The organism is Olsenella sp. CU969 (assembly GCF_905219715.1).
In the GTDB taxonomy this organism is placed as follows: domain Bacteria; phylum Actinomycetota; class Coriobacteriia; order Coriobacteriales; family Atopobiaceae; genus Granulimonas; species Granulimonas faecalis.
Window position 1 is genome coordinate 1 of sequence record NZ_CAJMXC010000065.1, and the last position, 10,716, is coordinate 10,716.

The 10,716-nt window shown below is 74.2% G+C and carries 7 protein-coding genes, 1 pseudogene and 1 riboswitch; of the genes and pseudogenes, 3 read left to right on the top strand and 5 right to left on the bottom strand.

All coding sequences use genetic code 11. From position 1 onward, the window contains the following. Positions 1 to 167 precede the first annotated feature (167 nt). The 5 genes from JX283_RS06660 to murB form a co-directional block, all read right to left on the bottom strand. Positions 168 to 965, bottom strand: a complete 798-nt coding sequence (locus JX283_RS06660) for an energy-coupling factor transporter transmembrane protein EcfT (RefSeq protein WP_204829880.1) — start codon at positions 963 to 965, stop codon at positions 168 to 170. A 3-nt stretch (positions 966 to 968) separates the two neighbouring features. Then, positions 969 to 1,835, bottom strand: coding sequence for an ATP-binding cassette domain-containing protein (locus JX283_RS06665; RefSeq protein ID WP_135978693.1), 867 nt, complete (start codon positions 1,833 to 1,835; stop codon positions 969 to 971). Beyond that, positions 1,832 to 2,689 (bottom strand): ATP-binding cassette domain-containing protein, encoded by an 858-nt coding sequence (locus JX283_RS06670; RefSeq protein ID WP_204829881.1) that lies wholly within the window; start codon positions 2,687 to 2,689, stop codon positions 1,832 to 1,834. Before JX283_RS06670 ends, JX283_RS06665 begins: the two co-directional genes overlap by 4 nt. A gap of 2 nt (positions 2,690 to 2,691) precedes the next feature. Then, positions 2,692 to 3,261: an ECF transporter S component gene (locus JX283_RS06675; protein WP_204829882.1), complete on the bottom strand. Its 570-nt coding sequence runs from the start codon at positions 3,259 to 3,261 to the stop codon at positions 2,692 to 2,694. A gap of 4 nt (positions 3,262 to 3,265) precedes the next feature. Continuing rightward, a riboswitch (FMN riboswitch) is annotated at positions 3,266 to 3,399 on the bottom strand. A 2,239-nt stretch (positions 3,400 to 5,638) separates the two neighbouring features. Next, positions 5,639 to 7,504, bottom strand: a complete 1,866-nt coding sequence (gene murB, locus JX283_RS08865) for a UDP-N-acetylmuramate dehydrogenase (RefSeq protein WP_370583426.1) — start codon at positions 7,502 to 7,504, stop codon at positions 5,639 to 5,641. A 618-nt stretch (positions 7,505 to 8,122) separates the two neighbouring features. Between murB and JX283_RS08540 the strand changes: the two are divergent. From JX283_RS08540 to JX283_RS06690, 3 genes and pseudogenes are all read left to right on the top strand, one after another. Beyond that, a pseudogene (locus tag JX283_RS08540) lies at positions 8,123 to 8,944 on the top strand (DNA recombination protein RmuC); the annotation flags it as partial. A gap of 401 nt (positions 8,945 to 9,345) precedes the next feature. Next, complete coding sequence (locus tag JX283_RS06685; RefSeq protein WP_239652517.1) at positions 9,346 to 9,981, top strand: DNA/RNA non-specific endonuclease; 636 nt, start codon at positions 9,346 to 9,348, stop codon at positions 9,979 to 9,981. 123 nt (positions 9,982 to 10,104) lie between these two features. Continuing rightward, the gene (locus JX283_RS06690) at positions 10,105 to 10,545 is read left to right on the top strand and encodes a LytTR family DNA-binding domain-containing protein (protein WP_204829884.1); all 441 of its coding nucleotides are present in this window, start codon (positions 10,105 to 10,107) and stop codon (positions 10,543 to 10,545) included. Positions 10,546 to 10,716 lie beyond the last annotated feature (171 nt).

Sequence of the window (10,716 nt, forward strand, 5' to 3'; positions counted from 1 at the left end):
GGGCGGGAGCTACCCCGCGGGCGGCGGCGTCGGGGCGTCCCTCTCGGATGGTCTGCGACATTGCGGCTCCGTTCGATCTGCGTGCACGTCGTACCACGGGCGAGGATTTTTCCAGTCGGTTTTGAAGGTCAAAACCATCCCAGTGTAGTCCACGGATGCCGGGGCGTCTAACCGATTCGCCCTGCCGCCAGCAGTACGGCGAGGTAGACGGCGCAGGCGATCGCCAAGGCCACGTCGGCTCCACGGACCTTGGGCCGCCTCCAAACGGTGCGGGGGCGTGTCGGGTCGTAGCCGCGGGCCTCCAGGGCGAGGGAGAGCCCCTGGGCGTGGCGGAGCGCCCCGGTGAGGGCCGGGACGAGCACGCTCGCGAGGGCGCGCACGCGCCGCACGGGGCCGCCGCGTCCGAGGTCGCCGCCGCGGGCCTCCTGGGCCTCGCGGACACCATCGAGCTCGTCGCCGATGGTGGGGACGAAGCGCAGGGCCAGGGAGAGCACGAGGGCGAGGGGCCCCACCGGCACGCCGAGGCGGGCCAGCGGGGAGAGCAGGCTCGAGAAAGCGCCGGTGAGCTCCGTGGGCGTGGTGGTGGAGAGCAGGAGCGAGCCCGTGAGCACGAGCAGCGNCAGGCGCACCGAGNAGNGGGCCGCCCAGTCGAGGCCNCCCNCCGTGACGGAGAGCGGCCCCAGGGACCANACCACGGGCNNCGTGNGGGTCACCAGGAGGTTGAGGCACGAGACGAGCACGAGCGCCGCCACCACGGGCAGGCAGGTGCGCAGGCACCGGAGGGGCGACGTCCGANCCGTGGCGCACAGGCCGAGGAACGCGCCCAGGGCGAGGAGCGCCTGGNCCGGCGTGGCCACGAGGAACGTGGCGGCCATGACGGCGGCCACGACCAGGGTCTTGACGCGCGGGTCGGCGCGGTGGAGCGGGGAGGAGCCGGGCACGTACNGGCCGATGGAGGCCGCCACAGGTCACGCCCCCTCTCTCGGTCCGCGGGCGAGACCTGCGAGGGCGTCCGCCAGGGCGTCGAGGGTGAGCGGCTCGCCCACGTCGACGCCGCGGCGCTCCCTGAGGAGATGCGCGGCCTCCAGGGCGCTCGGGAGGCCGAGGCCCAGGCGCCGGAGCTCGCCCGACCGGGAGAAGACCTCCGCCGGCGAGCCGGAAAGCGCCACGCGCCCGCGGTCGAGCACGGCCACGGACGCCGCCAGCGAGGCGGCGTCGTCCATGTCGTGGGTCACGAGCAGCACGGCCCCGCGCCGCGAGGCGAGGTGGGCCACGGCGTCGCGCACGATGGCGCGCCCCTCGGGGTCGAGGGCGGCCATGGGCTCGTCGAGCACGAGGTTGGCCGGGTCCATGGCCAGGACGCCGGCGATGGCGGCGAGGCGCTGCTGGCCACCGGAGAGCTCGAAGGGTGAGCGGCAGGCCAGGTGGCGGATGCCGAGGAACCCGAGGGCGGCCTCGGCGGCCTCGGCGGCCTCCGCGTCGGTGGCACCGAGGTTCCGGGGCCCGAAGGCCGCGTCCTCGGCGACGGTGGCCGCGAAGAGCTGGCGCTCGGGGCGCTGCATGACGTAGCCCACGGCCCGGGGGAGGCCGGGCCGGCGCCGCGGGCGCCCCAGCACGCCGCGGCGCACCCACGTGGGCGCACCGTCCACGAGGGCCTCGCCCGCGGTGGGGGCCACGAGGCCGGCCATGGCGCGTAGGAGNGTGGACTTGCCCGACCCGGTGGCGCCGAGCAGGCAGGTCACCCGGCCGTCGCGCGCCTCGAGGTCGACGCCGTCCACGGCGGGGAAGGGGGCGTCGGGGTAGCGGTAGGTGAGGGACCTGGCGGCGAGGCTCATCTCCCCACCTCCCGGGCCACGGCGTCGGCCAGCCGGCCGGTGTCGAGCGTCGCCGGGACGTCCAGCCCGCGCTCCGCGAGGGCGCGGGCGAGCCGCACCGTGAAGGGGGCCTCGAGGGAGAGCCCTGCCAGGGACGGGTCCTCGAGCACCTTGTCGGGGGATCCCTCCAGGGCCACGCGGCCGCGGTCGAGCACGACCACGCGGTCGGCGGAGGCCGCCTCCTCCATGAAGTGCGTCNCGTGGACCACGGCGGTGCGGCCGCGGAGGCCGTCGAGCACCCGGGCCACGCCCCGGCGCCCCCGCACGTCCAGGCGGGCGCCGGGTTCGTCGAGCACGAGGAGGTCGGGCTCCATGGCGAGGGCCCCGGCGATGGCCACGCGCTGCTGCTGACCGCCGGAGAGCCGTGTCGGGTCCGCGTCCGCGAGGTCCGCCATGGCCACGCGGTCGAGTTCCCGGGCCACCGCGGCGCCGATGCGCGCGGGCGGCCACCCGAGGTTNTCGGGCCCGAAGGNCACGTCGTCTGCCANCCGGGTGGTCACGATCTGGTCCTCGGGGTTCTGGAACACCNNGGAGATGCGCGAGCGGGCCTNCGCGTAGGAGGCGCCGTCGGGGCGGCCGTCGGAGAAGCAGGTCAGGCCCATGAGCTCCACCGTGCCCTCGTCGGGCGCGCTGATGGCTGCCACGAGCCGGGCCAGGGTGGATTTTCCGGAGCCGTTGGCACCCAGGAGGCACAGGCGCTCGCCCAGGGCCACGTCGAGGTCCACGCCGTCCAGGGCCCAGGTGGCGCCCCCGTCGTAGGAGAAGCGCACGCCCCTGAGGGAGCAGGCGGGGCCGCGCCCGGTGGCGGGTGCCACAGCTACCGGCCCACCATGTCGGAGACGGGCTTGTAGGCCAGCCAGCACACGACGTCGTTGAGCACGACCTTGATGAGGTTGAACGGCAGGAGCACCGGCACGATGAGCGCCACGACGGCGTCCACGGGCACGCCGCTGTAGAGGGGCGTGATGACGATGTTGCCTGCCACGGCCACAACTATGGCCACGACCGATCCCAGCGCGAGGCCGGCCGCGGCGCCCGCGCGGGTNTGGCGGCGGCGGTAGACGAGGGACGCCGGGAGCACGGCGGCGAGGGAGCACGCCATGCCCATGACGGCGCCGAACGGCTCCACGAACAGGTGGATCACCCAGGGAAGCGCCGCGACGCAGCTTCCCACGGCCGGCCCGAAGGCCAGGCCCGCCACGAGGCCCACGATGCCGGAGGGGTCGTACTTCAGGTAGGGCGCCGGCGGGAACAGGGGGATCTCGATGAAGCTCGCCACGATGGCCAGGGCGCAGAACAGCGCCGAGACGGCCACCCGCCGGCTGTTCCAGCCGCCGGAGGACGAGGACGTGGTATGGGAGGAGGGACGGTTCTGCTGCGCAGGCATGGCGACTCCGTTTCTTTCATCCGGACTGTGACCGTTGGCCCCGGACTCCCACCGGGTCGGCCGCGCGCACGCGGTTCGCGGGCTTCCCCCTCGGGGGTTACCGCCAGTGGGGACTTCCACCCCGCCCTGAAACTGACGCCACGAGCTTACCCCTCTTTGGGGCCGCCTGTCCTGCCGCGTCGGCGCATGCGCCCCGAGATGCGCCCGGCGGCGGTCGCCGCGATGACGATGACGCCGGTGATGGCGCCGCCCCTCCCGCCGCGGGGCCCGGGCGCGGCCTGGGCCGCGGTGCCGGGGGCGGTCGGGGCGTCGTCGGGTTCCTCGGGGCCGTCGGCGGCGTCCCCGGCCCGGGAGGCCTCCCCGTCGGCGGCCTCCACGTCGCCGCCGAGCTCCCCCTTCACGTCGGGGTCGAGGGCCAAAAGCGTGAGGTCGCGCTCCACGGGCTCGCCGAAGTCCCAGAGCAGCCCCGTCGCGTCGTCCACCCAGTCCGTGCCCCCGTCGTCGGGGCGGTCGAGCGTGGCGCCGGGCTCCACCAGGGTCACGGCGGGGTCCGAGCCGTCGGCGGGCAGGAGCCGCACCTCCCATACCGGGGCGGCCGAGAGGCGGCGCTCCTCGCTGTCGAGCACGAAGCGCGACGCCGTGCCGGCCACGCCCTCCTCGCACCAGCCGAGGGCGGCCAGGGAGGGGTCGTCGGGGGCGTCGAGGGTGAAGGTGCCCCGCGACCCGTCGTCGAGGTAGTNGTAGAAGTCGTTGGCCGTCTCGGCGGTGTTGCGCCCCACGAGGGCGCCCATCACGCTCGCGGTGCCGGCGTTGAGGATGCCCCCGCCGCGTCGCGCGGAGTTGTGGGCCACGGTGCCGCCCGCAAGCTCGAGCGAGCCCGTGTTCACGATGCCGCCGCCCATGTCGCCCACGGCGTTGTGGACGATGATGGCGCGCTCCGCCTCCACCGAGCCCCGGTTGTAGAGGGCGCCGCCGTTCATGGCGGCGTTGTGGGAGAGGGCCGAGGCCCCCAGGCGCACGGAGCCCACGTTGTAGATGCCGCCGCCCATGCCCTGGGAGGCGTTGTGGACGATGGTGGCCCGGTCGCAGGAGAGCAGGCCCGTGTTGTAGATGCCGCCGCCGCCGAACTGCGTGGAGTTGGCGCAGTTGTCCACGATGTCGCCGGTGACGATGTCCACCCGGCCACGGGCGTTGTAGATGCCGCCGCCGTAGAGGGCGCGGTTGTTGGAGAGGCCCGCGCCGTCCATGTCCACGGTGCCGGAGCGGGTGTTGTAGAGGCCTCCGCCGGTGTAGAGGGCGCGGTTGCCCGCGATGATGCCCTCGCCCAGGACCAGCCTGCCGGTGTTGTAGACGCCCCCGCCCGACCCCTGCACGCCGTCGGCGGCGTTGCCCACGATGGAGCCGCCCTCCACGGAGGCGGTGCCGCGGTTGTAGACGCCGGCGCCGGAGTCGGCGGTGTTGCCCGAGACGACGGCGGAGCGCTCGTGGAGCGTGCCGGCGTTGAAGACGCCGCCGCCGAAGGACNCGCGGTTGTCGGTCACGTCGCCGCCCTCGAGCATCACGGTGCCGGTGCTGTAGACGCCGCCGCCGCGGTGGAGGGCCCGGTTGCTGGCTATGCGCCCTCCGGAGACCTCCACGAGGCCGCGGCCCACGCAATAGACGCCGGCCCCGTGCACGGCGCGGTTGCCCTCGACGGAGCCGCCGGTCATGGAGAGGGTGGCCTTGTCCACGTAGACGCCGCCGCCGTAGAGGACGCCGTCGCCCTCCTGGCGGCAGTTGTCCTGGACCGCCCCCGCCTCGATGAGGAGGCAGGCACCGTCGAGCACCTGGACGGCCGCGCCCGGCGCAGCCTCGGTGCCGAGGCTCGTGCAGCCGGAGACGCGGCCGCCGCCCATGCGGGCCACGGCCCCCTGGCCGGAGACCCGGAGCGCGCAGGGGGAGGGCTCGGCCTCGGAGGGTGCGACGACCCAGCCGTCCAGGGCCGAGCAGGGGCCCAGGTTGACCGTGCCGTGGCAGTCGACCAGGCACGACGACGGCGCCGGCGCCCCGGGAGCGCCGGGTCTCGCCAGGAGGGCGCAGTCGAGGTCGAGGCGGCCGCCGCCGTCCACCGAGAGGAGGGGCGCGGTGCTGTCGCCCGGGGTCACGAGGAGCGAGCCGGCCAGGCGCAGGCGGCCCCCGTCGGCCACAGAGAACATCTGCGACACGCCCGGCGCGAAGCGCATCGACGTGGCGCAGCCCATGACGTCGAGGCTGCGGCCGGGGCCCACGGGGACGGGGCCGTCGACCACGACCGACGCAGGGAGGGCCGCCGCGGCGCAGCCGCCCTCGGCCACGAGGGCGCGCAGCTCGTGCCAGGTGGAGACGGGGACCGGGGCGCTCATGACGAGAAGGGTCCCACGAACCGCACCTCGGGCTCGAGCTCGACGCCGAAGCGCTCGCGGACGGTCTCGCGCACATGGGCGATGACGGCGGCGACGTCGGCGGCGGTGGCGCCGCCCAGGTTCACCACGAAGNCCGCGTGCTTCTCCGACACGGCTGCACCGCCCACGGTGTAGCCCTTGAGGCCGGCGTCGCCGATGAGCTTGCCGGCGAAGTGCCCCTCGGGGCGCTTGAAGGTGGAGCCGGCGCTGCCGAGCTCGAGGGGCTGCTTGGACGCGCGGCGCTCGGTGAGGTCGTCCATCTTGGAGCGGATCGCGTCCGCGTTGCCGGGGGCGAGCAGGAACGNGGCCGACACCACCGTGAGGCNGTCGGNGCGCACGCGGCTCGTGCGGTAGCCGAGGGCGAGGGCGGCGGCGGCGACGGTCTCGGTGTGGCCGTCGGGGAACACGCACTCGCACGACTCGAGGACGTCGGCGATGCAGTCGTCGTAGGCGCCGGCGTTCATGAAGACGGCGCCACCCACGGTGCCCGGGATGCCGCAGGCGAACTCGAGGCCCGTGAGGGAGAGGGCCGCCGCCATCTCGGAGGCCTCCGGGAGCGAGACGCCGGCCTGGCATGTGACGCGGCAGCCGTCGTGGGAGACGTCGTCGAGGCCGCGGGTCACGTCCACCACGACGCCGCGGTAGCCGGCGTCGGAGACCAGCAGGTCGGAGCCCTTGCCCAGGATGAGGTGGGGCGCGCCGTGCTCGCGGAGCACACGGAGGCAGGAGGCGAGTCCGCCCGCGCCCCGCGGCGTCACGAAGACGTCGGCGGGGCCGCCCAGGTGGAAGGTCGTGTGGGCCGCCATGGGCTCGCCCAGGGCCACGCAGTCCTCGCCGAGCTCGGCGCCCAGGGCCTCGGCCACGGCGTAGCGGTCGTAGCCCGACGCCATGGCGTCCACGATACGGGCGCAGCGCAGGGAGTCGGCCAGGGGCATGACGGGGCTCTCCTGGGCGCCGGAGAGCAGGGAGTCGGTGAACGAGGCGATCTCGGCCGAGAAGTCGTCGCCGGGCAGCGGGCACTCGACGAGCTCGTCGTCGGCGCCGTCGCGGCGCAGCACGGCGCGCTCCGGGCGGGTGACCTCCAGCACCTCGACGGAGCCGAGGCTGCCGGAGATGGTGACGCGGGAGTCGTCGGCGGCGTCGGCCGAGACGTCGACCGTGCACGCCACGTCGCCCAGGGTGAGCTCGCAGCGGTCGGCGCGGTCCACCTCGTCGCGGTAGGTGTGGGAGCACGCGGAGACCGATATGGCGCCCCCGGCGTACTCGTCGGCCCAGGCGGCGCCGTAGATGCCGAGGTCGAGGGCCGCGCCGCCGCCCACGGGGTCGTTGTACCAGTGGCCGTCGCCGTGCTCGATGGTGCGCCTGAGGGTGAAGGCCACGGACCCCACCTCGCCGATGAGGCCGTCGACGACGAGGCCGCGGACCTTCTGGTAGAGCGGGGTGAAGCGCGGCTTCATGGCCTCTACGTAGAGGCGGTCGTGGTCCACGGCCGCCTGGGCCACCCGGGAGAACTCGGCCGCGGTGAGGGCCGCGGGCTTCTCGCAGAGCACCGCCTTGCCGGCCTCGAGGGCCTTGACGGACCACTCGNCATNCATGGACGCCGGCAGCGCTACGTAGACGNCGTCCACGTCGTCGCGGGCGAGCAGGGCGTCGTGGTCCGCGCAGGCGTCGCAGCGGAACTCGGAGGCGAAGGCCTCCACGTGGGCGGGGGTGCGGCCGCTGGCCGCGACGAGGGTGCCCCGGGGCTCCCCCGCGAGGGAGGCGGCGAACCTCTTGGCNANGGACCCTGCGCCGAGGATGNNCCACCTGACCGTATCTGNCACGATTCCTACCTTCCGGCGCGCCGCGGGGACGCGCGAATGCTCGGTTCCAGGACATCCCGTGTTCTACCCCAACCGCGCCCGGGCTCCAAGGAGGCCCTTCGGGAAAGGGGGAGGGAGGTNCTGTCCCTCAGTATAGAAGTAAAATTACAGGAATCAATCAGGTTCATTTTGGGNGGGACCTTTTGGCGCACTGCGCCCCGCCGCGTCCGTGCCATGATGGGCAGACCCTCAAACCGTCGCGAAAGGGGTCCCATGGACGTCCTCGTGTTGCTCCTGTCNGTCGTGGCCGCCGCCGCGGCCGTGGCCGCCTGCCTCGTGGCCACCCGCGCCGCCCGGGCTGCTGGTTCCACTGCCGCCGCGGTGTCCGACCTCGGGCGCCGCCAGGCTGACGACGCCGGCTCGCTCGCCTCGTCGCTCGCCCGCGTTGACGGTGCCCAGGGCCAGGGCCTGCGCTCCATGGAGGCCCTGCGTCAGGACGTGGCGTCCCGGCTCAGCTCCGTCGACGGCCGCCTCGACGCCATGTCGTCCACCGTGGGCCTGCAGCTGGCCCGCACCACCGACACCGTGGTGGGGCAGCTCTCCTCCATCCGCGAGGANAACGCGCGCCAGCTCGAGCAGATGCGCGCCACCGTNGACGAGAAGCTCGAGCGCACCCTCAACGACCGCCTGGCCACGTCGTTCCGCCAGATCAGCGACCAGCTGGAGTCGGTCCACCGCGGCCTCGGCTCCATGCAGGCCCTGGCGTCGGACGTGGGCGACCTGCGTCGGGTGCTCTCCAACGTCAAGACCCGCGGCATCCTGGGCGAGGTGCAGCTGGGCGCCATCCTGTCCGAGGTCATGGCGCCCGACCAGTACGCCTGCGACGTGGCCTGCAAGCCCGGCAGCCGTGACCGCGTGGAGTTTGCCGTCAAGGTGCCCGTGGAGGGCGGCGACCCGGTCCTGCTCCCCATCGACGCCAAGTTCCCCGGCGACCTCTACGCCCGNCTCGCGGACGCCCAGGGGGCGGGCGACGCCGAGGCCGCGGCCAAGGCGCGCAAGGAGCTGGAGGCACGCATCCGCCAGGAGGCCAGGGACATCTCCTCCAAGTACCTGGCCGTGCCGGCCACCACGGGCTTCGGCATCATGTTCCTGCCCTTCGAGGGCCTCTACGCCGAGGTGGTCTCCACCCCGGGCCTCGTGGAGCGGCTCCAGCGCGAGCACTCCGTGGTGGTGGCGGGCCCGTCCACCATGGCCGCGCTGCTCAACAGCCTCCAGCTCTCGTTCCAGACCTTCGCCCTCCAGCGCCAGACCAACGAGGTCATGGCCGTGCTCCAGGCCGTGCGCGCCGAGCTGCCCCGCTACCAGGACGCCCTGCGCCAGGCCAAGCGCCGCATCGACCTCGCCGGCGACGCCGTGGACAAGATCATCACCACCCGCACCAACGCCATGGAGCGCACCCTGCGCTCCGTGACCCTCACCGACGGCGCCCCCGCGGCACCCGCCGACGCTCTGGGCGCCGGGGACGGGGACGGCGGGGAGGGGCTGTGCGCCGCCGCCGCACGGCGCGCAACGGGCGGCTGCGGCTCGTCTGGGCCGTCTGCCTCGTCGCCCTCGCCGCGGTCCTGCTCCCTCCCGGCACCGGCCTCGCCTGGCGGGCCGGCGCGCTGCTCCGCCCGCAGCCGGAGCCCGTGGGCCTCTCGGCGGACGGCCGGATCGAGGGCGTGCCTGTCTTCGAGGGCGACCTCGTGGTCCCGGTGGGCGACGGCAAGGCGGACTTCGGTGCCGACGACGGCCGCACGGACGCCTTCGAGGACTACGCGCCGCTGGACGGCGAGGGCCGCTGCGGCGCCGCCTACGCCAACGTGTGCGAGCAGACCATGCCCACCGGCGAGCGCGGGGCCATCTCCGAGGTGCGCCCCANGGGCTGGNGCCAGGCGAGCTACCCGTGGGTGGACGGCGNGATGCTCTACAACCGCTGCCACCTCATCGCCTGGAGCCTCACCGGCGAGGACGCCAACGAGCGCAACCTCGTCACCGGCACCCGGACCATGAACGCGGNGTCCATGGTGCCCTACGAGACCTCGGTGGCCGACCACGTGCGCAGGACGTCCCACCACGTGCTCTANCGGGCCACGCCCGTCTTCGTGGGCGACGAGGAGGTCTGCCGCGGCGTGCGCCTGGAGGCCCGCTGCGTGGAGGGCGACGGCGAGCTGTCGTTCGACGTCTTCTGCCACAACGTGGAGCCCGGCGTCTCCATCGACTACGCCACCGGCGAGTCGGAGGCCGACGGCGCCCGCGGGGAGGCCGTGGCGGCGCTGCCCCCGGTGGGCGGCACCGAGCGGGGTGACTACGTGCTCAACGTGCGCTCGAGGCGGTTCCACCGGCCCGACTGCCCCGGGCTCTCCTCGGCGTCGGCGATCAACCTGGAGGACTTCTCCGGCGACCGCTCCGACCTCCTCGAGGAGGGCTACGAGCCCTGCGGCACCTGCAACCCGTGAGCCGCGCCGCGGCACCACGGGCCGTCGGGGTGCATTCCGCGTGCNCGTGANGACGCCTCGCGCCGGTGCCGCGGGTCCCGGGCCGCGTCCGTNGCACCGTGGGTTCCGAGGAAGGGAGGGCCTATGAGGGTCGAGATCGTCGAGGACCCGGCGTTCACCGAGACCGTGGTGCGCATCGGCTGCGCCCGGCTCGACCAGCAGGTCGCCGACCTTGTCGCGCGCCTGAGGATCCTCGACCGCACCGTGGTGGGCGTAGAGGACGGGACCACCTACGTGGCCCCCGCCTCCGAGGTGCGCTTCGTGGAGTCGGTCGACCGCCGCTGCTTCGCCTACACGGCCGACCGGGTGCTCGAGAGCCGGCTCNCCCTCGCGGAGTTCGAGGACCGCCTGGGCGACGTCGGCTTCGTGCGGGCGTCCAGGTCGTGCATCGTGAACCTCTCCCACGTGGCCGCCCTGCGCCCCGACATCAACGGCCGGCTCCGCGCCGTGCTCGACACCGCCGAGGAGCTCCAGGTCTCGCGCAGCTTTGTGAGACCGCTCAAGCGCGCCCTCGGCATGGAGTGAGGAGGCAAGCCATGGCAACGGATAGGAACGACCGGGCCCCCCACGGGGCCGAGCGCCCGTCGTGGCCGTCGGTGCTCTCGGCGGTCGCGGTCAGGGCCTGTGTGATCTTCACCGTGGCGTGTGCCGTCGCCCTGGCGGTGGGGACGGCACACGCCACGGTGAAGATCAAAC